General features: G+C 73.4%; 20 protein-coding genes. 17 read left to right on the forward strand and 3 right to left on the reverse strand.

Annotated elements, in window-relative coordinates:
• The first annotated feature begins 566 nt into the window (after positions 1-566).
• From glmS to ACZ404_RS21660, 7 genes are all read left to right on the forward strand, one after another.
• Entirely contained in the window at positions 567-2,414 is a 1,848-nt protein-coding gene (gene glmS, locus ACZ404_RS21630; RefSeq protein WP_468442218.1) for a glutamine--fructose-6-phosphate transaminase (isomerizing), read from the forward strand.
• A 248-nt stretch (positions 2,415-2,662) separates the two neighbouring features.
• Positions 2,663-3,034: a holo-ACP synthase gene (locus ACZ404_RS21635; RefSeq protein WP_468442220.1), complete on the forward strand. Its 372-nt coding sequence runs from the start codon at positions 2,663-2,665 to the stop codon at positions 3,032-3,034.
• 46 nt (positions 3,035-3,080) lie between these two features.
• On the forward strand, positions 3,081-4,520 hold the full coding sequence (locus tag ACZ404_RS21640; protein ID WP_468442222.1) for an NAD(P)H-hydrate dehydratase: 1,440 nt from the start codon (positions 3,081-3,083) through the stop codon (positions 4,518-4,520).
• 273 nt (positions 4,521-4,793) lie between these two features.
• The gene (alr, locus tag ACZ404_RS21645; protein WP_468442224.1) at positions 4,794-5,969 is read left to right on the forward strand and encodes an alanine racemase; all 1,176 of its coding nucleotides are present in this window, start codon (positions 4,794-4,796) and stop codon (positions 5,967-5,969) included.
• Between the two features lie 170 nt (positions 5,970-6,139).
• Entirely contained in the window at positions 6,140-7,399 is a 1,260-nt protein-coding gene (locus ACZ404_RS21650) for an alpha/beta fold hydrolase (RefSeq protein ID WP_468442226.1), read from the forward strand.
• Positions 7,365-7,877 (forward strand): tRNA (adenosine(37)-N6)-threonylcarbamoyltransferase complex ATPase subunit type 1 TsaE, encoded by a 513-nt coding sequence (gene tsaE, locus ACZ404_RS21655; protein ID WP_468442228.1) that lies wholly within the window; start codon positions 7,365-7,367, stop codon positions 7,875-7,877. Before ACZ404_RS21650 ends, tsaE begins: the two co-directional genes overlap by 35 nt.
• Before the next feature lie 150 nt (positions 7,878-8,027).
• Entirely contained in the window at positions 8,028-8,219 is a 192-nt protein-coding gene (locus tag ACZ404_RS21660) for a hypothetical protein (RefSeq protein WP_468442230.1), read from the forward strand.
• Here the strand turns inward: ACZ404_RS21660 and ACZ404_RS21665 are convergent, their stop codons facing one another.
• Positions 8,220-8,777 (reverse strand): hypothetical protein, encoded by a 558-nt coding sequence (locus ACZ404_RS21665; protein WP_468442232.1) that lies wholly within the window; start codon positions 8,775-8,777, stop codon positions 8,220-8,222.
• Positions 8,778-8,889: 112 nt separating this feature from the next.
• On the opposite strand from ACZ404_RS21665, the gene tsaB reads away from it, so the two are divergent.
• From tsaB to ACZ404_RS21685, 4 genes are read left to right on the forward strand one after another with little or no spacing between them, the layout of a single operon-like run.
• Positions 8,890-9,546 (forward strand): tRNA (adenosine(37)-N6)-threonylcarbamoyltransferase complex dimerization subunit type 1 TsaB, encoded by a 657-nt coding sequence (gene tsaB, locus ACZ404_RS21670; RefSeq protein ID WP_468442233.1) that lies wholly within the window; start codon positions 8,890-8,892, stop codon positions 9,544-9,546.
• A 35-nt stretch (positions 9,547-9,581) separates the two neighbouring features.
• Positions 9,582-10,055 carry a ribosomal protein S18-alanine N-acetyltransferase gene (rimI, locus tag ACZ404_RS21675; RefSeq protein WP_468442633.1) on the forward strand — a complete coding sequence of 158 codons (474 nt, stop codon included), beginning with the start codon at positions 9,582-9,584 and terminating at the stop codon, positions 10,053-10,055.
• On the forward strand, positions 10,048-11,136 hold the full coding sequence (tsaD, locus tag ACZ404_RS21680; protein WP_468442235.1) for a tRNA (adenosine(37)-N6)-threonylcarbamoyltransferase complex transferase subunit TsaD: 1,089 nt from the start codon (positions 10,048-10,050) through the stop codon (positions 11,134-11,136). Before rimI ends, tsaD begins: the two co-directional genes overlap by 8 nt.
• Positions 11,133-11,390, forward strand: a complete 258-nt coding sequence (locus tag ACZ404_RS21685) for a hypothetical protein (protein ID WP_468442237.1) — start codon at positions 11,133-11,135, stop codon at positions 11,388-11,390. The genes tsaD and ACZ404_RS21685 overlap by 4 nt, the downstream gene beginning before the upstream one ends.
• Positions 11,391-11,578: 188 nt before the next feature.
• Here ACZ404_RS21685 and ACZ404_RS21690 read toward each other — a convergent pair whose 3' ends face one another.
• Together ACZ404_RS21690 and ACZ404_RS21695 are read right to left on the reverse strand one after the other, a co-directional pair.
• Complete coding sequence (locus ACZ404_RS21690; protein WP_468442239.1) at positions 11,579-12,442, reverse strand: COG4705 family protein; 864 nt, start codon at positions 12,440-12,442, stop codon at positions 11,579-11,581.
• A gap of 121 nt (positions 12,443-12,563) precedes the next feature.
• Positions 12,564-14,867: a beta-xylosidase/alpha-l-arabinosidase gene (locus tag ACZ404_RS21695; RefSeq protein WP_468442241.1), complete on the reverse strand. Its 2,304-nt coding sequence runs from the start codon at positions 14,865-14,867 to the stop codon at positions 12,564-12,566.
• A gap of 141 nt (positions 14,868-15,008) precedes the next feature.
• Here ACZ404_RS21695 and ACZ404_RS21700 point away from each other — a divergent pair, with 141 nt between their 5' ends.
• The 6 genes from ACZ404_RS21700 (at position 15,009) to ACZ404_RS21725 (ending at position 21,885) form a co-directional block, all read left to right on the forward strand.
• On the forward strand, positions 15,009-16,037 hold the full coding sequence (locus ACZ404_RS21700) for a LacI family DNA-binding transcriptional regulator (RefSeq protein WP_468442243.1): 1,029 nt from the start codon (positions 15,009-15,011) through the stop codon (positions 16,035-16,037).
• Positions 16,038-16,118: 81 nt separating this feature from the next.
• Complete coding sequence (locus ACZ404_RS21705) at positions 16,119-17,474, forward strand: endo-1,4-beta-xylanase (RefSeq protein ID WP_468442245.1); 1,356 nt, start codon at positions 16,119-16,121, stop codon at positions 17,472-17,474.
• A 73-nt stretch (positions 17,475-17,547) separates the two neighbouring features.
• On the forward strand, positions 17,548-18,603 hold the full coding sequence (locus tag ACZ404_RS21710) for an LCP family protein (protein ID WP_468442247.1): 1,056 nt from the start codon (positions 17,548-17,550) through the stop codon (positions 18,601-18,603).
• A 123-nt stretch (positions 18,604-18,726) separates the two neighbouring features.
• Entirely contained in the window at positions 18,727-20,082 is a 1,356-nt protein-coding gene (locus tag ACZ404_RS21715) for an FG-GAP-like repeat-containing protein (protein WP_468442249.1), read from the forward strand.
• 134 nt (positions 20,083-20,216) lie between these two features.
• The gene (locus tag ACZ404_RS21720) at positions 20,217-20,573 is read left to right on the forward strand and encodes a YciI family protein (protein ID WP_468442251.1); all 357 of its coding nucleotides are present in this window, start codon (positions 20,217-20,219) and stop codon (positions 20,571-20,573) included.
• 43 nt (positions 20,574-20,616) lie between these two features.
• Positions 20,617-21,885: an RNA polymerase sigma factor gene (locus ACZ404_RS21725; protein WP_468442253.1), complete on the forward strand. Its 1,269-nt coding sequence runs from the start codon at positions 20,617-20,619 to the stop codon at positions 21,883-21,885.
• Positions 21,886-21,948 lie beyond the last annotated feature (63 nt).

The following is a 21,948-nucleotide window of genomic DNA, read 5'->3' on the forward strand; positions in this document are numbered from 1 at the left end:
CAAAAGGAGCATCCCTTTCTGTGCTCAGGGGGGCGACTGCGCGCCGAAGGGCGGCCGAAGAGCAGGGAGCAGCGGAAGGGCCCTGAGTCTGTGTCAGGAACCCATGGCCTTGGCTGGATTGCTGTGCTCGTACGCCTGGCACGACGGCATGGCGAGCACCCCCTCCCCGTGAGCGACGGCGTTCCCCCGGTCGCTGAGTGACGCGCGTGGACGCGGAATGGTCAAGTTCCGGTCATGCGCGGCGCCACCATACGCATACGCGAACGGAGTCGTACAGGGGCTTCCTTGGCGCGGAGCCGCCCTGGCCGGAAACCTCCTGCCGTCTCGCGGCCGGTGAGCCCGGCACCGAGCCCGCCCAATCGTGGACTTTCTGTGCGCTTCCTGTGTGGACGGGTGGCGATTCGGGGCGCGTGGTCCGGTTGGAGATGGCTGAAATTCGACCATGCACCGGGTGGTCGGAACCGTCGCCTCCCGGCCGGGGCCGGCCTTCGTACCCCGGTGGGAATTTCCGATTTCGGGCACGCGGCGCGTCTTTTGTAGCGCTTTCTGACCGTAGGCTGCCGCGCATGTGCGGAATCGTGGGATACGTGGGATCGCAGTCGGCACTCGACGTCGTGATGGCCGGGCTGAAGCGGCTGGAGTACCGGGGCTACGACTCGGCGGGCGTCGCCGTACCGGCGGACGGCGGGCTGGGCATGGCCAAGAAGGCCGGGAAACTGGTCAACCTGGAGAAGGAGCTGGTCGACCGGCCGCTGCCCGCCGGTTCGACGGGTATCGGCCACACCCGCTGGGCCACCCACGGCGGCCCGACGGACGTGAACGCGCACCCGCACCTGGACAACGCCGGCCGGGTGGCCGTCGTCCACAACGGCATCATCGAGAACTTCGCCGCCCTGCGCGCCGAACTGGCCGAGCGCGGCCACGAGCTGGCCTCCGAGACCGACACCGAGGTCGTCGCGCACCTGCTCGCCGAGGAGTTCTCCTCCTGCGCCGACCTCGCCGAGGCCATGCGGCTGGTGTGCCGGCGTCTGGAGGGCGCCTTCACACTGGTCGCCGTGCACGCCGACGCCCCCGGCGTGGTCGTCGGCGCGCGCCGCAACTCCCCGCTCGTCGTCGGCGTCGGCGAGGGCGAGGCGTTCCTCGCCTCCGACGTCGCCGCGTTCATCGAGCACACCCGGTCGGCGATCGAGCTGGGCCAGGACCAGGTGGTGGAGCTGCGCCGCGACGGCGTGACCGTCACCGGCTTCGACGGCCGCCCCGCCGACGTACGGTCCTACAACGTCGACTGGGACGCGGCCGCCGCCGAGAAGGGCGGCTACGACTACTTCATGCTCAAGGAGATCGCCGAGCAGCCCAAGGCGGTCGCCGACACCCTGCTCGGCCGCATCGACGCGAACGGCAGCCTCACCCTCGACGAGGTCCGCATCTCCGCCTCCGAGCTGCGCGAGCTGGACAAGATCGTCATCGTCGCGTGCGGTACGGCCTTCCACGCCGGCCTGATCGCCAAGTACGCCATCGAGCACTGGACCCGCATCCCCTGCGAGGTGGAGCTGGCCAGCGAGTTCCGCTACCGGGACCCCATCCTGGACGCCCAGTCGCTGGTCATCGCCATCTCCCAGTCCGGCGAGACGATGGACACCCTGATGGCGCTGCGGCACGCCCGGGAGCAGGGCTCCAAGGTGCTGGCGATCTGCAACACCAACGGCTCGACGATTCCCCGCGAGTCGGACGCGGTGCTGTACACGCACGCCGGGCCCGAGGTGGCCGTCGCCTCCACCAAGGCGTTCCTGACCCAGCTGGTGGCCTGCTACCTGGTGGCCCTGTACCTGGGCCAGGTGCGCGGCACCAAGTGGGGCGACGAGATCCAGGACGTGATCCGCGACCTGTCGCAGATCGCGGGCTCGGTCGAGCAGGTGCTGGACACCATGGAGCCGGTGCGCGAGCTGGCCCGCTCCCTCGCCGGCAAGAACACGGTCCTGTTCCTGGGCCGGCACGTCGGTTATCCGGTCGCCCTCGAAGGCGCCCTGAAACTCAAGGAGCTGGCGTACATGCACGCCGAGGGCTTCGCGGCCGGCGAGCTGAAGCACGGCCCGATCGCCCTGATCGACGAGGACCTCCCGGTCGTCGTGGTCGTCCCGTCGCCGCGCGGCCGGTCCGTCCTCCACGACAAGATCGTGTCCAACATCCAGGAGATCCGGGCGCGCGGAGCCCGCACCATCGTCATCGCGGAGGACGGGGACGAGGCGGTGGTCCCCTACGCCGACCACCTCATCCGCATCCCGGCCACCCCCACCCTCCTCCAGCCCCTCGTCGCCACGGTCCCGCTCCAGGTCTTCGCCTGCGAACTGGCCACCGCCCGCGGCAACGAAGTCGACCAGCCGCGCAACCTGGCGAAGTCGGTGACGGTGGAGTGAGCGCGGCCCGCCCGGAGGAGCCTCGGCCGCCGGCGAAGGAGAGCTTCTGCACCGGGTCCCGCGCCACGAGGTAGGACCGCCCCGCCGGCCAGTCGCCGGCGCGGGTGAAGACACCGCACGCCGACTCGCTCCCGGAGCGCGCTGACGGTGTGTGAAGTGATCAGGCGAAGTCGCCGCGGGCCGGCAGCCGGCCGCGACAGCGACCGGGGAAAGATCGGGGAGGCGGGACGGGGCCGTAGTCTGCCCGCATGAGCATCATCGGGGTCGGAATCGACGTCGCCGAGATCGACCGGTTCCGGGCGTCGCTGGACCGCACGCCCGGGCTGGCCCAACGGCTGTTCGTGGCGAGCGAGTTGCTGCTGCCCAGCGGGGAGCGGCGGGGCATCGCGTCCCTCGCGGTGCGGTTCGCCGCGAAGGAGGCCCTCGCCAAGGCCCTGGGGGCGCCGCCCGGACTGCACTGGACCGATGCCGAGGTGTACGTCGAGGACAGCGGGCAGCCCCGGCTGCGGGTGCAGGGCACCGTCGCCGCGCGGGCGGCGGAACTCGGCGTACGGGCGTGGCACGTGTCGCTGAGCCATGACGCCGGGGTCGCCTCGGCGGTGGTGGTCGCCGAGGGCTGAGCGGGGCAAGTGTGGAAGGCCGCGCTCCCGGGGCAGACTCGAAGCCATGCGTACTGCGTACAGCGTGGAGACGGTAAGGACGGCCGAGCGGGAGCTGATGGCGCGGCTGCCGGAGGGTGCGCTGATGCAGCGGGCCGCCGCAGGGCTGGCCGCCGCCTGCGCCGAGTTGCTCGGGCGGGTGTACGGCAGCCGGGTGGTGCTGCTCGTCGGCAGCGGCGACAACGGCGGCGACGCGCTGTACGCGGGGGCCCGGCTGGCGCGGCGGGGCGCCGGGGTCACGGCCGTCCTGACGGCGGGGCCGGAGCGGACCCGCCGGGACGGCCTCGCGGCGCTGCGCCGGGCGGGCGGAACGGTGGCCGGTGCCGGTGCCGGTGCCGGTCGGGTGATCGAGCGGGCGGACCTCGTCGTGGACGGGATCGTCGGGATCGGCGGCAAGGGCGGCCTGCGGCCGGAGGCGGAGGCGCTGGCCGCGGCGGCGGCGCGGTCCGGGGCCGCGGTCGTCGCCGTGGACCTGCCGAGCGGGGTCGAGGCGGACACGGGCGAGGTGCGCGGGGCGGCGATCCGGGCCGACCTCACGGTGACCTTCGGCACGCACAAGCCGGGGCTGCTCGTCGACCCGGGGCGGGAGTACGCCGGGTCCGTGCGGCTGGTCGACATCGGGCTCGAACTGCCGCCGGACGCGGAGCTGGAGGCGTTGCAGCACGCGGATGTGGCGCGGCTGCTGCCGGTGCCGGCGGCGGAGAGCGACAAGTACCGGCGCGGTGTGGTCGGAATCGCCGCCGGGTCGGCCCGGTATCCGGGGGCCGCCGTGCTCGCGGTGTCCGGGGCGCTGCGCGGCGGGGCGGGGGCGGTGCGGTACGTCGGGCCGGCCGCGGGTGCCGTCATCGCCCGCTTCCCGGAGACGCTCGTGTCCGACCGGGGGCCCGCGAAGGCCGGGCGGGTGCAGGCGTGGGTCGTCGGGCCGGGGGCGGGGGAGGACGCGGCGACCGTGGCGGAGGTGCTGGACACGGACGTGCCGGTGCTGCTCGACGCGGACGGGCTGCGGCTGGCGGACCGGGGGGCGGTGCGAGGGCGTACGGCGCCGACGCTGATGACCCCTCACGCGGGGGAGGCGGCGGCGCTGCTGGGCGTGCGGCGCGAGGAGGTCGAGGGGGCGCGGCTCCACGCGGTGCGGGAACTGGCGGGGCTGTTCCGGGCGACGGTGCTGCTGAAGGGGTCGACGACGCTGGTCGCCGACCCCGGGGGCGGGGCGGTGCGGGTGAACGCCACGGGCACGGGGTGGCTGGCCACGGCCGGGAGCGGGGACGTGCTGTCCGGGCTCGGCGGCTCGCTGCTGGCGGCGGGCCTGTCCGCGCGGGACGCGGGAAGCGTGGCGGCCTACCTGCACGGTCTGGCCGGCCGCTTGGCGGCGCGGGGCGCACCGGTGGGTGCACACGACGTCGCGGCCCGACTCCCGTCGGCGTGGCGAGACGTGACACGCCGCTGAGTGCTGCGGCGGCGGCTGAGCGGGGTCACCGTGGCCGACCGGGGGCGTCGGGGGCCGGTGTTGCCGCCGGCCGGGGTGCTGGGTGCGCGGCGTTGCGGCCGGCCGGGGGTGGGTTCGCCGGCCCGCGCTCGGGGGGGGGGTGCCGCTGCGCCCACCCGTGCCGCCCCAGCGGCACGACTGCCCGCAGCTGGGGCGGGACCAGGTGCCGGTGCCCGGCTGCGGCCGGGTGGCACCGCCCTGGCCGGTGTGGGGCTCTGAGAGACTGGGGGCGCGATGAGTGAGACTGGGGTTGTGGCCAGTGCGCCTTTGCGGGCGCGGGCCGAGATCGATCTGGGTGCCCTGCGGGCCAATGTGCGGGCGCTGCGTGCCCGGGCGGCGGGTGCGGCGCTGATGGCCGTCGTCAAGTCGGACGCGTACGGCCACGGCGCGGTGCCCTGTGCCCGCGCGGCCGTCGAGGCGGGGGCGACCTGGCTCGGTACCGCCACGCCGGAGGAGGCCCTGGCCCTGCGCGCCGCCGGTCTCGACACGCGCGTGCTGTGCTGGCTGTGGGTGCCGGGCGGCCCCTGGCGGGAGGCCGTCGAGGCCGGCATCGACGTCTCGGTGAGCGGCATGTGGGCGCTGGAGGAGGTCGAGCGTGCCGCGCGGGAGGCCGGGATCCCCGCGCGGGTGCAGCTGAAGGCCGACACCGGGCTCGGGCGCAACGGGTGCCAGCCGGGTGACGACTGGGCCGAGCTCGTCGGCCGCGCGCTGCGCGCCGAGCGGGAGGGGATCCTCCGGATCACCGGCCTCTGGTCCCACTTCGCCTGCGCCGACGAACCCGGCCACCCCTCCATCGCCGCCCAGCTCACCCGCTTCCGGGAGATGCTCGCCCACGCCGAACAGCAGGGCGTGCGCCCCGAGGTGCGCCACATCGCCAACTCACCTGCCACCCTCACCCTCCCCGAGGCCCACTTCGACCTCGTCCGCCCCGGCATCGCCACCTACGGCATCTCGCCCAGCCCGGAGATCGGCACCCCGGCCGACTTCGGCCTGCGCCCGGTCATGACGCTCAGCGCCTCCCTCGCGCTGGTCAAGCACGTCCCGGCCGGCCACGGCGTCAGCTACGGCCACCACTACGTCACTCCCGGCCCCACCACACTCGGCCTCGTCCCCGTCGGCTACGCGGACGGCGTCCCCCGGCACGCCTCCGGCACCGGCCCCGTGCTGGTGGACGGCAAATGGCGGACCGTCGCCGGACGCGTGGCCATGGACCAGTTCGTGGTCGACCTGGGCGGCGACGAGCCCCCGGTCGGCACGGAGGCCGTGCTCTTCGGCCCCGGCGACCGCGGCGAGCCCACCGCCGAGGACTGGGCCCAGGCCTGCGGCACGATCGCGTACGAAATCGTCACCCGGATCGGAACCCGTGTTCCTCGCGTCTATGTGAACGGGGAACAAGAAGAAGAGGGGTAGCCCCTTCCAGGGGCAGGGGGCGGTGACGCTCGGTTGCACCGGTCCTCAGGGGCAACACGGCTCTTGTAGGTCACAACAGGCACCACTGCACCAGACAGGCACCAGCACCACACCGGCACCACCAGTTTCACTCACCCAGCGAACTGCAGTACGGCGAAGAGGAGCGGTACGTGAGCGAGAGCAGCGCGGAGGTCGTGGCGGACGTCGTCGCCTCGGCGGCCGCCGCCTCCGCCGCGGGGGCGGCCGGGAGCTGGCGCAGGGCGACCGGCATCGCCGGCGCCGCGATAGGCGTGCTGGCCGCGGGCGCGGCCGCCGGTGTCGCCATCGAGCGGATGACGGTGGGCCGCGGCATGCGCAGGAAAGCGCGGCTGGCCCTGGACTCCACGGGTCCCTACGGCACCCTGCGCGGTACCCCGGGCAAGGCGCAGGCCGACGACGGCACGGAGCTGTACTACGAGGTCGACGACGTCGATCCCGACCCGGGGCCCGGCGTCTCCCCGCGCCGCCGGCGCCTCTTCGGACGCAAGGCGCCCGCCCCCGTCACCGTCGTCTTCTGCCACGGCTACTGCCTCAGCCAGGACTCCTGGCACTTCCAGCGGGCGGCCCTGCGCGGCGTCGTCCGGACGGTGCACTGGGACCAGCGCAGCCACGGCCGCTCCGGGCGGGGCCTGGGCCAGATCCAGGACGGCGTGCCCGTCACCATCGACCAGCTCGGCCGCGACCTGAAGGCGGTCCTCGACGCGGCGGTGCCGGACGGCCCGATCGTGCTGGTCGGGCACTCGATGGGCGGAATGACCATCATGGCGCTGGCCGCCCAGTTCCCGGAGCTGATCCGCGACCGGGTGGTCGCCACCGCCTTCGTCGGTACGTCGTCCGGGCGGATGGGCGAGGTCAACTTCGGGCTCCCGGTGGCCGGGGTCAACGCGGTGCGCCGGATCCTCCCGGGGGTGCTGAAGGCGCTCGGCCAGCAGGCGGAACTGGTGGAGAAGGGGCGCCGGGCCACCGCCGACCTGTTCGCCGGGGTCATCAAGCGGTACTCGTTCGCCTCCCGGGACGTCGACCCGGCCGTCGAGCGCTTCGCCGAACGGATGATCGAGGCGACGCCCATCGACGTGGTCGCGCAGTTCTACCCGGCCTTCACCGACCACGACAAGACCGAGGCCCTCGCCTGCTTCCGCGACTTCCCGGTGCTCGTGCTGGCCGGGGTGCAGGACCTGGTCACGCCCAGCGAGCACAGCGAGGCCATCGCCGATTTGCTGCCCGACGCCGAGCTGGTGCTCGTGCCGGACGCCGGGCACCTGGTCATGCTGGAGCACCCCGAAGTCGTCACCGACCGCCTCGCCGACCTCCTCACCCGCGCGGGTGCCGTGCCGGCAGGGGCTACCGTAACGGGTTATGGAAGCACCAGCAGCACCGCACAACCCCGCTGAGACCCGGCTGACCGTCACCTCTCCCGAACAGATGCGGGAACTGGGCCGCAGGCTCGCCAAGCTGCTGCGCGCGGGCGACCTGGTGATGCTCACCGGGGAGCTGGGCGCGGGCAAGACGACGCTGACCCGCGGGCTCGGCGAGGGCCTCGGGGTGCGCGGCGCCGTCACCTCGCCGACCTTCGTGATCGCCCGTGTGCATCCCTCCCTCGGCGACGGCCCGCCGCTCGTCCACGTCGACGCCTACCGGCTCTCCGGCGGCCTCGACGAGATGGAGGACCTGGACCTCGACGTCTCGCTGCCCGACTCGGTGATCGTCGTGGAGTGGGGCGAGGGCAAGGTCGAGGAGCTGACCGAGGACCGGCTGGAGGTCGTCATCCACCGCGCCGTCGGTGACACCGTGGACGAGGTGCGCCACGTGACGCTGACCGGGCTCGGGGAGCGCTGGGCGGAGGCCGGCCTGGAGACGCTCACGGCCTGAGCGCCGCCCCGGCAGCCGTACTCCCCGACACTTTCCGACAAGCCGTCGGGAACATATTGCGCAGGACGTCCCGGGCGTGGTCACATGGTGGCCAGCCCGTGGTTAGGCGTACCTGACTACGCCCGCCCCCCGCATGTCAGGAGGCGTCCCATGACCGCTTCTCGTCCCACGGCGCGACCGGCCGAGCCGCCGGCCCCCACCGGAGCGGCCGGGGTGACCGGGGTCTCCATGCGCGATCTCCTGGCGTCCTGTGCGGCCGCGGCCGTACTCTCCCGCCCACCCCGCGAGCCGGAGCCCGAGAGCCCCGAGCGCCCGGTCCACGGGCGCGCCCGGGCCGCCTAGCTAGCGGATCACCACGACCCGTTCGCCGATCGTCGCGAACTTCCACATCGCGTCGCCGTCCTCGCGCCGCTCCCGGATGCCGCCCGTCTTCACCGAGTCGGTGGCCGCGTCCGCGCTGCCGCCCACCGCCGCGCTGAAGCCGATCACCACCCCGTCCACGGCGGCGAACCGTACGACGTGCTCGACCGGGAGGCCGTCCGTCCCGGTGACGGCGTTGGAGCGGGACGTGACCCAGTACGTGCCCACGGGCGGGTCGACGGTGCCGGGGTTCACCGGGAAGCTGCGCAGCACCCGGTTGCGCCCGTCGACCAGCCAGACCCGGTCGTCGTCCACCGAGTACACGACCCGTTCACCCGTTCCGGAACCGCTCGGCAGGGCGGCCGGGTTGCGCGGGTCGCGCGGGGCCTTGGTGACGGCCGGCACGTGCGAGGCGCTCGGGCCGGGCCGGCCGCTCAGGTTCGCCGGGACGGTGGCCCGGGCCTGGTAGGCGAGGAATCCGACGGCTGCGAGGGCCGCCGCGGTGAGGCCGGCCACGATCCCCGAGCTGGTCCCTGCCACGTGCGCCACCTCTGCCTCGTACCCTATGTCGTACTTTGTACGAACCGTAGCAGTCGGTGACCGCCCGTCCCGGACGGCCATGCAGGAGGCGCGGGCGCCGTAGGCTGTTCGCGTGCTCTTGCTCGCTCTGGATACCGCCACCCCCGCCGTCACCGTCGCGCTGCACGACGGCACGGACGTCATCGCCTCCTCGACCCAGGTGGACGCGCGCCGGCACGGAGAGCTGCTGCTGCCGGCCGTGGACCGCGTGCTCGCCGAGGCGGGGCTGAAGCTGGACGCCGTCACCGGGATCGTCGTGGGCATCGGGCCCGGCCCCTACACCGGTCTGCGCGTCGGTCTGATGACCGCCGACACCTTCGGCCTGGCGCTCGGCGTCCCCGTGCACGGCGTGTGCACGCTGGACGGCCTCGCCTACGCCGCCGACATCGAGAAGGGCCCCTTCGTCGTGGCGACCGACGCCCGGCGCAAGGAGGTCTACTGGGCGACGTACGCCGACTCGCACACCCGGCTGACCGGCCCGGCCGTGGACCGCCCCGCCGACATCGCCGAGCGGGTCGCCGGGCTCCCGGCCGTCGGCGCGGGCGCGCTGCTCTACCCGGACACCTTCCCCAGCGCCCACGCCCCCGAGCACGTCTCCGCCGCCGCTCTCGCCTCGCTCGCCGCCGGGAAGCTGGCCGCCGGCGAGGAGCTGCCGGAGCCCCGCCCGCTGTATCTGCGCCGCCCCGACGCGCAGGTCCCCAAGAACTACAAGGTGGTCACCCCGAAGTGACCGAGGCGACCGAAGTGACCGTGCGACTGCGCGAGATGCGCTGGTGGGACATCGACCCGGTGCTGGAGCTGGAGAAGGACCTCTTCCCCCAGGACGCCTGGTCGCGGGGCATGTTCTGGTCCGAGCTGGCCCACTCCCGGGGGCCCGGGGCGACCCGCCGGTACGTCGTCGCCGAGCAGGCCGGCCGGATCGTCGGGTACGCGGGCCTCGCCGCCTCCGGTGACCTGGGCGACGTCCAGACCATCGCCGTCGCCCGCGCCCACCAGGGCACCGGCCTGGGCGGGCGGCTGCTGACCGACCTGCTGCGGGCGGCCACCGCCTTCGAGTGCCACGAGGTGATGCTCGAGTGCCGGGTGGACAACGTCGCCGCCCAGAAGCTCTACGAGCGCTTCGGCTTCGAGCCCGTCGGCTTCCGGCGCGGCTACTACCAGCCGGGGAACGTCGACGCCCTGGTGATGCGCCTCACCGACCCTTCCGCATCCGTACAAGGAACCGAGATCAATGGCTGACGAACCTCTCGTCCTCGGCATCGAGACCTCCTGCGACGAGACCGGCGTCGGCATCGTCCGCGGCACCACCCTGCTGGCGGACGCCGTCGCCTCCAGCGTCGACGAGCACGCCCGCTTCGGCGGCGTCGTCCCCGAGGTGGCCTCCCGGGCGCACCTGGAGGCGATGGTGCCGACCATCGACCGCGCGCTGAAGCAGGCCGGCGTCTCGGCGCGCGACCTCGACGGCATCGCCGTCACCGCGGGTCCCGGCCTCGCCGGCGCCCTGCTCGTCGGCGTCTCGGCGGCGAAGGCGTACGCCTACGCCCTCGGCAAGCCGCTCTACGGCGTCAACCACCTCGCCTCGCACATCTGCGTGGACCAGCTCGAGCACGGCCCGCTGCCCGAGCCGACGATGGCGCTGCTGGTGTCCGGCGGCCACTCCTCGCTGCTGCTGTCCTCGGACATCACCGCCGACGTACGGCCGCTGGGCTCGACGATCGACGACGCGGCCGGCGAGGCCTTCGACAAGATCGCCCGCGTGCTGGACCTCGGCTTCCCCGGCGGCCCGGTGATCGACCGGTACGCGCGCGAGGGCGATCCCGAGGCGATCGCCTTCCCGCGCGGCCTGACCGGCCCGCGCGATGCGGCGTACGACTTCTCCTTCTCCGGGCTGAAGACGTCCGTGGCCCGCTGGATCGAGGCCAAGCGGGCGGCGGGCGAGGAGGTCCCGGTCCGGGACGTGGCCGCCTCCTTCCAGGAGGCCGTCGTCGACGTCCTCACCCGCAAGGCGGTGCGCGCCTGCAAGGACGAGGGCGTCGACCACCTGATGATCGGCGGTGGCGTGGCCGCCAACTCGCGGCTGCGTGCCCTCGCCCAGGAGCGCTGCGAGGCGGCCGGCATCCGGCTGCGTGTGCCGCGGCCCAAGCTGTGCACGGACAACGGTGCGATGGTCGCGGCGCTCGGCGCGGAGATGGTCGCCCGCAACCGGGCCGCCTCCGGCTGGGACCTGTCCGCCGACTCCTCGCTGCCGGTGACGGATCCTCATGTCCCCGGCAACCACGACCAGGTGCACGAGGTCGGCAAGGAGAACCTCTACTCGTGACGGTCGCCCTGATGTGGGAGGCCAGGGCCGCCGAGGGCCGGGGGGAGGAGCTGCTGGCCTGGGTGCGCGGGCAGGGCCTCGCCCCTCGGCCGGCGCGCCGGGAGACCTTCCGGGCGCCGCAGGACCGGGTGCTGGTCATCACCTGGTGGGACGCGCCCTACGACGCGGAGGTCCCCGAACTCCCGGAACCCCCCGGTGAACTGGTGACCCGGGCGGTGCACCGCTGGCGGTTCGAGCCGGTGACGGACGGCTGAGTTGCGGGAACCCGGCCCTCCTGCGCTATGATCATCTCACCGCGAACGGCCGGAACTCCGGTCCGGACGCAGTGCGTTGGTGGTCCAAGGAAAGACGCCCCGCTTCCTGCGGGGAGATGCAGGTGCAAGGCCTGCCCGGCGCTCCATCCGAGCCCCGCCCCCGTTGTCACCGGGGGCGGGGCTTTGCGTTACGGCCGCCCCGCCTCCTGCGGGCTGACCGTCTCGGCCCGCGGGCCCGGCGCCGCCGAGCCCGCGCGCCGCTCCTGCTGGTGCGCGTACGCCATCAGGCCGAACAGCACCGCGAGCAGCACCGCCGACGAACCGGCCGTACCCAGGTTCAGCCCGCCCTTGGCGACCGGCTTGGTGAGGAAGTCGCCGGCCGTGGCGCCCAGCGGGCGCGTCAGCACGAAGGCGATCCAGAACAGCAGCACGTTCGGCACCGCCGGCACCTTCATCAGCGCCAGCAGGACCAGCAGTGCACCGGTCACCAGGGCCGCGCCGCCCAGATAGCCCAGGCCCGAGCTGTCGGAGAGGAAGTCGCCCATCGAGGTGCCGAGGGTGTTGGACACCAGGATGGCCGACCAGAAGAGGGCCTCGCCCCGGAAGCTGACGATGTCCCGGATCTGGAAGGTCATCCCGCTCAGCTTCCAGCCGGCGAAGATCAGCAGCAGGAGGGAGACGAGGATCGCGGCACCCTCCGGATAGCCGAGGCCGAGACCCTGCGGACCCCAGCCGAGCGAGGTCGCCCCGCCGGAGAGGTACGTGGCACTGGCGTCGCGGTTCATGAAGTCGGACATGGTGGTGCCGGCCATGGAGGTCGACAGGATCACGGTCCAGTAGAAGAACGGGTTGTAGCGGGACGAGCGGAGCTGGACCACCAGCGTCACCACGAAGACCAGGAACAGGGCGATCGTGGTGAGGAAGTAGCCCAGCTTCAGGGTCTGGGCGAACAGGTCGCCCGCGGTCTCGCCCAGGGTCGTCGCCGCGATCTTCATGATCCAGAACGTGAGCGTGACCTCGGGCAGCTTCTTCATGACGGACTTCGTCGTCAAGGGTGCTCCTGTGAGGGGGGTGGGGCACATGAGGCCCACGACCCTTCCAGGGGCGTCCTGAACGCATCCTGAACACGCGCCGCACAGGGCTTGTTCTTTGCCCGTGTTCGCGCTGCCGGGCTCAGCCGGCGTCCACCGACACCTCGCACCGCAGCCGCCGGCCCGCCCCCACGGCGCGCACCGGACCGGTCAGCCGCAGCCGGGCCGTGTGCCGGGCCAGCGCACTCGACGGGCCCAGCCGCAGCTCCAGCTCGCCCGGTTCCACCACCCGGGTGCCGGTGCGGTCGGTGAACGCGGACAGGTCGGCGTGGAAGCGGAAGGTCAGGCGGCGGGCCTCGCCGGGATCCAGCTCCAGCCGCCGGTAGCCGATCAGCCGGACGTCCGGCCGGGTCACCGAGGCCACCGGGTCGTGCAGATAGAGCTGGACGACCTCCGCGCCCGCCCGGTCACCGGTGTTGCGGACCGTCACCGAGACGTCGTACGAGCCGTCGGTCGGGATCTTCGCGGCCGGGCCCGCGAAGTCCTCCCACGCGAACTCCGTGTACGAGCGGCCGTGCCCGAACGGGTACAGCGGGGTCGGGTCCAGGTTGCTGACCTCGCCGGCCAGGCCCAGTGGCGGCTGGAGGTAGGTCCAGGGCTGGCCGCCGGGCAGGCGCGGCACGCTCACCGGGAGCCGCCCGGACGGGTTCACCCGGCCCGACAGCACCCCGGCCACCGCCGGTCCGCCCTCCTCGCCCGGGAAGAAGGCCTGGACGACCGCGCCGAGCCGGCCGTGCCAGCGACCCAGGGCGTACGGCCGTCCGGTCAGCAGCACGAGCACGACCGGGACCCCCGTGGCGACCAGGGCGTCCAGCAACTCGCCCTGGACGCCGGGCAGTCGCAGGTCGGCCGCGTCGCAGCCCTCGCCGGAGGTGCCCCGCCCGAACAGGCCCGCCCGGTCGCCGAGCACCGCCACGCACACATCGGCCTCCGCCGCCCGCGTCACCGCCTCCTCGAAGCCGCCGGTGTCCGGGTCCGACACCCCGCAGCCCTCGGCGAACGTCACCTTGGCGTCCGGGAGTTCGCCGCGCAGGGCCTCGAGGACCGTCGGGATCGACAGGCCCAGCGGCACCTCGGGGTGGTGGGTGAGGACGTGGGAGGGGAAGGAGTAGCAGCCGAGCATCGCGAGCGCGTCCGCCGCGCGGGGGCCCACCACCGCGATCCGGGTGTCCGGAGCCAGCGGCAGCAGCCCGTCGGGGTTGTCCAGCAGCACCACCGACTCCTCGGCGAGGCGCCGGGCCAGGGCGCGGTTGCCCGCCGAGTCCAGCTCGACCGGGCCCTCGGGCTCCGGCCGCCAGTCCTCGTCCAGCAGCCCCAGCTCGCACTTCTGCAGCAGCACCCGGCGGGCCGCGCGGTCCACCAGGGCCTCGGGGACGCGGCCTTCCCGTACGGCGGCCACCAGCGGCTTGCCGTAGCACTTCAGGGTCGGCAGCTCGACGTCGATGCCTGCCGCCAGCGCCAGGTGCGCCGCCTGCGCCTCGTCCGCCGCGACCCGGTGCTGGGTCTGCAGGAAGCCGATGCCGAAGTAGTCGGCGACCACCGTCCCGGTGAACCCCCACTCCTCCCGCAGCACCTCGGTGAGCAGCCGGGGATCGGCCGACACCGGCACGCCGTCGGTCTCGGTGTACGAGGCCATCACCGAGCGCGCCCCGCCCTCGCGCAGCGCCAGCTCGAACGGCGGCAGGGTCACGTCCGCGAACTCCCGTACGCCCGCCCGCACCGGGGCGAGATTGCGGGCGCCCGCCGAGGACGCGTAGCCGGCGAAGTGCTTGAGCGTGGCGACGACCCCGGCCGACTCCAGGCCGCGGACGTAGGCGGCGCCGATCGTGCCGACCAGGTACGGGTCCTCGCCGATCGTCTCCTCCACCCGCCCCCAGCGCGGGTCGCGCACCACGTCCAGGACCGGCGCGAGCCCCTGGTGGACACCGACCGAGCGCAGGTCGTCGCCGATGCGCCGGCCCAGCTCGGCCACCAGGTCCGGGTCGAAGGAGGCGCCCCAGGCGAGCGGCACCGGGTACGCCGTGGCCCGCCAGGCGGTGAAGCCCGCCAGGCACTCCTCGTGGGCGACGGCCGGGATGCCGAAGCGGTTCGCGGCGGCGATACGGCGCTGGGCGCGCGCGAGGGCCTGCGCGCCGAGCTCCGGGTCGACGGGGGCGGTGCCGAAGGAGCGGGTGAGCTGGCCGAGGCCGAGGGTGATCAGCTCGTCCCAGTCGTAGTCGGCGGTCATCTCCCGCTGCAGCGGGGCGACCCCGTCGCCGTCCGTGGCGGCGCCCACCCACACGCCGTAGAGCTGGGCGGTCTTCTCCTCCAGGGTCATCCGGGAGAGCAGGTCGTCGACGCGGGCGGCGGCGGGCAGGGCGGGGTCGCGCCAAGGAGCGGTGGTCATGGAACTCCCGTCTGGCTCACTCTGCTGCGATCGTGAACGGTGCGAGCGCACGAATGTTTCGAACAGTACACCGAATGTTCCGGGAACCTATGGCGAGGGCAGGCCTTCGTCAAGAGGGCCCGCAGGGATACGATCCCGGGCATGAACCCTTCGAAGCCCGCAGAAACGCAGACGGCGACCCTCGCCGAGATCGCTCGGGAGGCCGGGGTCTCCGCTCCGACTGTTTCGAAGGTGCTCAACGGCCGCGCCGACGTCGCCCCCGCCACCCGCACCCGCGTCGAGGAGCTGCTGCGCGCCTACGGCTACCGGCGCCGCCGCGCCGAGGCCTCCCGCTCCCCGCTGATCGACCTGGTCTTCCACGAGCTGGAGAGCGCCTGGGCGATGGAGGTCATCCGGGGCGTGGAGAACGTGGCCCGGGACGCCGGGCTCAGCGTGGTGCTCTCGGAGTCGGCCGGGCGGCTCACCCCGGGCCGGACCTGGGCCGACCAGGTCGCCGCCCGCCGCCCGCACGGCGTGGTCCTGGTGCTCTCCGGGCTGGACGAGTCGCAGCGGGCGCTGCTGACCAGCCGTTCCATCCCGTTCGTCGTGATGGACCCGGCCGGCGACCCGGGCCCGGACGTGCCCTCCATCGGCGCCACCAACTGGCAGGGCGGCCTCGCCGCCACCCGCCACCTGGTGGAACTCGGCCACACCCGGATCGGCGCGATCAGCGGACCCTCCCGGATGATGTGCAGCCGCGCCCGCGTCGACGGCTACCGGGCGGCGTTGGAGACCGCCGGGCTGCCCGCCGACCCCTCGCTCGTGGTGACCGGCGACTTCCACCACGACGCCGGCTACCGCCTGGGCCTTGAGCTGCTGCGCCGCCCCGACCGGCCCACCGCCGTCTTCGCGGGCAACGACCTGCAGGCGCTCGGCCTGTACGAGGCGGCGCGCGAGCTGGGGCTGCGCATCCCGGAGGACCTGAGCGTGGTCGGCTTCGACGACCTTCCGGTGGCCCGCTGGGTGGGGCCGCCGCTGACGACCGTACGGCAGCCGCTGACCGAGATGGCCGAGGCCGCGGCCCGGCTGGTGCTGGAGCTGGGGCGCGCGCAGGAGGAGCGGGCGGCGACCCGGGTGGAGCTGGCGACCCGTCTGGTGGTGCGGTCGAGCACGGCGGTGGCCGGAGGTTGAGGTATTGACGGGTGGGGTGTGCCCCTCCACACTCCTCCGAGTCAATCGGTTGTTCGACCGAAACTTTCGGAGGCGCCCGTCATGAGATCCTCCAGAGCGTTTTTGGGGGCAGGCCTGGCCGCCCTGGTGTCCGCGGTCGGCCTGTTCGCCGGCACCGGCGTCGCCCACGCCGCCGACACCCCCCTGCGCGACCTCGCCGCCGCCCAGGGCAAGGTCATCGGCACCGCCGTCACCGGCTCCAAGCTCACCGGCACCTACGGCGACATCGCCGGGACGCAGTTCAGCTCGCTCACCCCGGGCAACGCCATGAAGTGGGGGAGCGTCGAGCCCACCCGGGGCAGCTTCGACTGGAGCGAGGCCGACCGGATCGTGGCCTTCGCCCAGGCCCACCACCAGCAGGTGCGCGGCCACACCCTGGTCTGGCACAGCCAGAACCCGAGCTGGCTGACCAACGGCAGCTGGACCCCGGCCCAGCTCGGCGGTCTGCTGCAGAACCACATCAGCACCGAGGTCGGCCGCTACAAGGGCAGGATCGCCGCCTGGGACGTCGTCAACGAGCCGTTCAACGAGGACGGCACCTACCGCTCCACGCTCTGGTACGACGGCCTCGGCTCCGGCTACATCGCCGACGCCCTGACCTGGGCGCACGCGGCCGACCCGGACGCCAAGCTGTACATCAACGACTACAACGTCGAGGGCGTCGACGCGAAGTCCACCGCCCTGTACAACCTGGTCAAGTCCCTGAAGGCACAGGGCGTCCCGATCGACGGCGTCGGACTGCAGGCCCATCTGATCCTCGGCCAGGTGCCGTCCACGCTCCAGCAGAACATCCAGCGCTTCGCCGACCTCGGCGTGGACGTGGCGATCACCGAACTGGACATCCGGATGCAGACGCCCCCCGACAGCGCGAAACTGGCCCAGCAGAAGGCCGACTTCACGTCCGTGGTGGCCGCCTGCGCGGCCGTCGCCCGGTGCGTCAACGTGACTGTGTGGGGTTTCACCGACTCCGACTCCTGGGTGCCGGGCACCTTCCCCGGCTACGGAGCGGCGACGCCGTACGACGAGAACTACGCGCCGAAACCGGCGTACCACGGCATCGTGGAGGCGCTCGGCGGCACCACGACCACCCCGCCGCCGACGGGCGGTGGCTGCACCGCCGCCTACACCGTGACCAGCCAGTGGAACACCGGCTTCACCGGCCAGGTGACCATCTCCTGCGCGGGCGCCTCGCTGTCGTCCTGGAAGGTGGACTGGAGCTACGGCGCGGGCCAGCGGATCACCCAGGCCTGGAACGCCACCTGCACCCAGTCCGGCGCGGCGGTGTCGTGCGCGAACGCGTCGTACAACGGCTCGGTGCCGGACGGCGGTTCGGTCACGTTCGGGTTCAACGGCTCGTGGAGCGGCAGCAATCCCGTGCCCACGGTGGCTCTGGGATGAGAACTTCCCAAGAAAACCGACTCTCACAAGTTCCGCTAACAATCCCCTAATAAAGCGGACTTACGTTCCTGCCGTGACCGGACACGACGAGAACGGCAACGAGGGCAGACGGAGGGGCCGGCGGCGCGGCGCCCTGAGGGCCGCCGGCCTCCTCCTCGCGTGCGCCCTGGTGATCGGCGGGGGCACCGCCGCCTGGGCCTACTGGCATCTCGACCACAACATCAAAGGCGTCGACATCGACAGCGCGCTGGGTGACGACCGCCCGGCGCGGGCGGTGGCCACCCCGGCCGCCTCCGCCTCCGCCTCGGCCGTCCCGCTGCCGACCGGGGCCCTGAACATCCTGGTCCTCGGCTCCGACTCGCGCAGCGGCAAGGCCAACCGGAAGCTGGGCGGCGGCGACAGCTCCGGCGCCCGTTCGGACACCGCGATGGTGGTGCACATCGACGCCGGCCGGACGAAGGCGACCGTCGTCAGCATCCCGCGCGACACCCTGGTCACCCGCCCGTCCTGCCCGCTGCGCTCCGGGGGCTCGACCGCGGTGGCGTACGGGGCCATGTTCAACACCGCCTACGAGGTGGGCGGTCCGGTGTGCGCGGTGAAGACCGTCGAGTCGATCACCGGCATCCGCATGGACCACTACCTGGAGATCGACTTCTCCGGCTTCGCCAAGCTGGTGGACGCCCTCGGCGGGGTCACCGTCACCACCACCCAGGACATCGACGACCACAAGAGCCATCTGCACCTCGAGGCCGGCACCCACCATCTGAACGGCACCCAGGCGCTGGGGCTGGCCCGCACCCGGTACGGCCTGGGCGACGGCAGCGACCTCGGCCGCATAGGACTGCAGCAGAAACTGGTCAAGGCCCTGCTGGCGCGACTGGCCGCCACCGACCTGCTCACCGACCCCGCCAAGCTCTACCAGGTCGCCGACGCCGTCACCGCGAGCCTCACCACGGACACCGGTCTCGACTCCCTCGGCGAGCTGACGAAGCTCGGCCAGAGCCTGAAGGGCCTGACGGCCGACCGGGTCAGGACGGTGATGATGCCGGTCGTCACGGCGCCCTCGGACCACAACCGGGTGGTGGCGAAGCAGCCGGCGGCGAGCAGACTGTGGGCGTCCCTGCGCTGAGCGTGCTCATGGCGAGCGGTCGTACAACCATCCCGGGGGCGCGCGAGTCTCCTGCGGTGACCTAGTTGTCGTACACAGGGGGTTGTCCCGTTGTTCTCGCTGCGTTCGCACGCCCGTTGGGCCGTGCCCGTCGCCCTGGGCCTCACCGCTCTCGGGCTCGCCGTCCCGTCCGCGTCCGCGACGAAGGCCGCCGTGCCCGTCCAGGACGACTTCAACGGCGACGGGTACGCCGACCTGGCGATCGGCGCCCCGAAGGCCACCGTCTCCGGGCAGAGCGGGGCCGGCTACGTCGCCGTCATGTACGGCGGCCCGCACGGCCTGTCCCCGGACCGGCACACCGTCGTCAGCCGCAGTACGGCCGGCGTGCCCGGCGGCGCGGCCAAGAACCAGGGCTTCGGAGGCCGGCTGTCCCGGGGCGACCTGGACGGCGACGGGTACGCCGACCTGGTCGTGGCCTCCACCTCCGGCACGGGCGACGCGGTCGTCCTCTGGGGCGGCAAGAGCGGCCTGAGCGGCTCCCGCAGCGCCTCGGTGGCCGCGAGCGACACCCTGACCGGCGACTTCAACGGCGACGGCAAGCTCGACCTCGCCGTGTTCCGCACCACCCCGGCCGGCGGCGACGACCCGAACGGCAGCACCGGCGCGGTCTGGTCCGGCCCGTTCACCCGCTCCGGCAAGCCGGCCGCGAAGAAGTCGTTCGACTCCGGGTACCTGAAGTACGTCGACGTCCACGGGGGCGCCACCGGTGACGTGAACGGCGACGGCCGCACCGACCTGGTGCTGCGCGTCTACTGCGGCGACGGCTCGAACTGCACCCGCTTCTACACCGGCACCGCCACCGGCCTGACCGCCCAGGGCGTCATCCCCAACCGGGGCGGCGGCGTCGCCCTCGGCGACCTCGACGGCGACGGCTACGACGACGTCGCGGTCGGCAGCCCGGACGACGCCCAGGTGACGGTGGCGTACGGCACGCCGTCCGGCCCGGGGCCGCAGAGCGCCTGGAAGACCTACAGCCAGGACACCCCCGGCGTGCCGGGCACGGGTGACGAGGTCGACCGCTTCGGCGCCGCCCTGTCCGCCGGGGACATCACCGGCGACGGCATCGACGACCTCGTCGTCGGCATGCCGGGCAAGGAGCTGGGCTACGACGACGCGGCCGGCGCGGCCGTCGTCCTGCAGGGCAGCCACTCCGGGCTGACCGGCGAGCACGCGCAGCTCCTCACCGAGGACACCCCCGGGGTGCCCGGCGTGAGCGAGGTCGGCGACCAGTTCGGCTCGGCGACCGCCCTGCTGGACACCGACCGGGACGGCCACGCCGACCTGGCCGTCGCGGCCGTCGGCGAGAACGGCCGCAACGGCGCGGTCACGCTGCTGCGCGGCGGTGCGTCGGGCATCGGGACGAGCGGGGCGCTCGCCGTCAGCGGCAAGAAGATCGGGGCGCCGTACACGAAGGCGGCGTTCGGCGCGCCGCTGCGGTAGCGGAGGGCGCTGCGGCACGGCGCCGGAAAAAATCTCGGAAGTTTTCCGGCGGCCGTGTCGATCCCGGTGTCCTCCGTTCGACGCATGGGTGAGCGGCGGGGACAGCCCCCGCCGCCCCTACCGAAGGAGTCACCATGCCGCGTTACCTGTCGCTCGTGCGGATCGACGAGGCCTCCGCTCCCGCCGAGGGGCCGAGCGAGGAGCTCATGCAGCGGATGGGGGAGCTGATCGAGGAGATCACCAAGGCCGGTGTCATGCTCGACACCGCCGGGCTCACCCCCTCCGCCCAGGGCACCCTGGTGCGCTGGGAGGGCGGGCAGCTCTCCGTCACCGACGGGCCCTTCACGGAGTCCAAGGAGGTCGTCGGCGGCTACGCGCTCATGCAGTGCAAGGACAAGGCCGAGGCCCTGGAGTGGACCAAGCGGTTCCTGAAGGTGCACGAGGACTTCTGGACCGTCACCTGCGAGGTCCGGGAGATCGCGGAGGGCTGAGATTCCTGGCGCCCTGCCGTACGGGGGTGTTGCATGGTGGGTTGTGGAACCACAGCCCGCCGTGCCCCGGCCCACCGCCGTGCGCGCCATCGAGACCGTTTTCCGCCTGGAGTCCCCGCGGGTCGTCGCGGGCGTCGCCCGTATCGTGCGCGACGTCGGCATCGCGGAGGAGCTGGCGCAGGACGCCCTGGTCGCGGCGCTGGAGCAGTGGCCTCGGGACGGCGTGCCGGACAACCCCGGCGCCTGGCTCATGGCCACCGCCCGGCACCGCGCCGTCGACCTGGTCCGGCGCCGCGAGACCTACGCCCGCAAGCTGCGGGAGATCGGGCGGCACCTGTCGGACACGGTCCCGCCCGAGGAGCCCGGCGACCCCGACGACATCGACGACGACCTGCTCCGCCTGGTCTTCACCACCTGCCACCCCGTGCTCTCCGCCGAGGCCCGCACCGCGCTCACCCTGCGCCTGCTCGGCGGCCTGACCACGGCCGAGATCGCCCGCGCCTACCTGGTCCCGGAGCCGACCGTCGCCCAGCGCATCGTCCGGGCGAAGAAGACCCTCGCCACGAAGAACGTCGCCTTCGAGGTGCCCTACGGCCCCGACCGCGAGGCCCGCCTCGACTCCGTCCTGGACGTCATCTACCTGATCTTCAACGAGGGGTACGCGGCCACCGCCGGCGACGACCTGCTGCGCCCCGGTCTGTGCGAGGACGCGCTGCGTCTGGCCCGGGTGCTGTCCGCCCTGATGCCGAAGGAACCCGAGGTGCACGCCCTGACCGCGCTCCTGGAGTTCCAGGCCTCCCGGACCGCCGCCCGCACCGCACCCGACGGCACCCCGGTGCTGCTGCGGGACCAGAACCGCCGCCGCTGGAACCGCATGCTGATCGCCCGCGGCATCCGCGCCCTCGCCCGCGCCGACGCCACGGCCACCGGCGCACCCGGCCGCTACGCCCTCCAGGCGGCCATCGCCGCCTGCCATGCGCACGCGTACACCTACGAGGACACCGACTGGCGCACCATCGCCACCCTGTACGGCCTGCTCGCCGCCCGCACCCCGTCCCCGGTCGTCGAGCTGAACCGCGCCGTCGCCGTGTCGATGGACCGGGGCCCCGCCGAGGGCCTGCGGCTCGTGGACGCCCTCGCCGCCGAACCCGCCCTGCGCGACTACCACCTACTGCCCAGCGTCCGCGGCGACCTGCTCCAGCGGCTGGGCCGCACGGGCGAAGCGCGGGCCGAGTTCGACCGGGCGGCCGGGCTGGCGCGCAACGAACGCGAGCGGCAACTGCTGCTGCGCCGAGCCGGGGAGTTGTCGTGAACGCCCCCTCCCGCAGGGCCGGTCGCTGCCAGAATCGACTGGCAGTCGGATACGGGAGACGGG

The organism is Streptomyces sp. NPDC030798, assembly GCF_055572275.1.

Excerpts from the sequence above, each read along its gene's own strand:
- tsaD (WP_468442235.1), top strand. The coding sequence starts at position 10,048 with ATGGCTGACGAACCTCTCGTCCTCGGCATCGAGACCTCCTGCGACGAG.
- ACZ404_RS21660 (WP_468442230.1), top strand. The coding sequence starts at position 8,028 with ATGACCGCTTCTCGTCCCACGGCGCGACCGGCCGAGCCGCCGGCCCCC.
- ACZ404_RS21720 (WP_468442251.1), top strand. The coding sequence starts at position 20,217 with ATGCCGCGTTACCTGTCGCTCGTGCGGATCGACGAGGCCTCCGCTCCC.
- ACZ404_RS21700 (WP_468442243.1), top strand. The coding sequence starts at position 15,009 with ATGAACCCTTCGAAGCCCGCAGAAACGCAGACGGCGACCCTCGCCGAG.
- ACZ404_RS21640 (WP_468442222.1), top strand. The coding sequence starts at position 3,081 with ATGCGTACTGCGTACAGCGTGGAGACGGTAAGGACGGCCGAGCGGGAG.
- ACZ404_RS21695 (WP_468442241.1), bottom strand. The coding sequence starts at position 14,867 with ATGACCACCGCTCCTTGGCGCGACCCCGCCCTGCCCGCCGCCGCCCGC.
- glmS (WP_468442218.1), top strand. The coding sequence starts at position 567 with ATGTGCGGAATCGTGGGATACGTGGGATCGCAGTCGGCACTCGACGTC.
- tsaE (WP_468442228.1), top strand. The coding sequence starts at position 7,365 with ATGGAAGCACCAGCAGCACCGCACAACCCCGCTGAGACCCGGCTGACC.
- ACZ404_RS21635 (WP_468442220.1), top strand. The coding sequence starts at position 2,663 with ATGAGCATCATCGGGGTCGGAATCGACGTCGCCGAGATCGACCGGTTC.
- rimI (WP_468442633.1), top strand. The coding sequence starts at position 9,582 with ATGCGCTGGTGGGACATCGACCCGGTGCTGGAGCTGGAGAAGGACCTC.
- alr (WP_468442224.1), top strand. The coding sequence starts at position 4,794 with ATGAGTGAGACTGGGGTTGTGGCCAGTGCGCCTTTGCGGGCGCGGGCC.
- ACZ404_RS21705 (WP_468442245.1), top strand. The coding sequence starts at position 16,119 with ATGAGATCCTCCAGAGCGTTTTTGGGGGCAGGCCTGGCCGCCCTGGTG.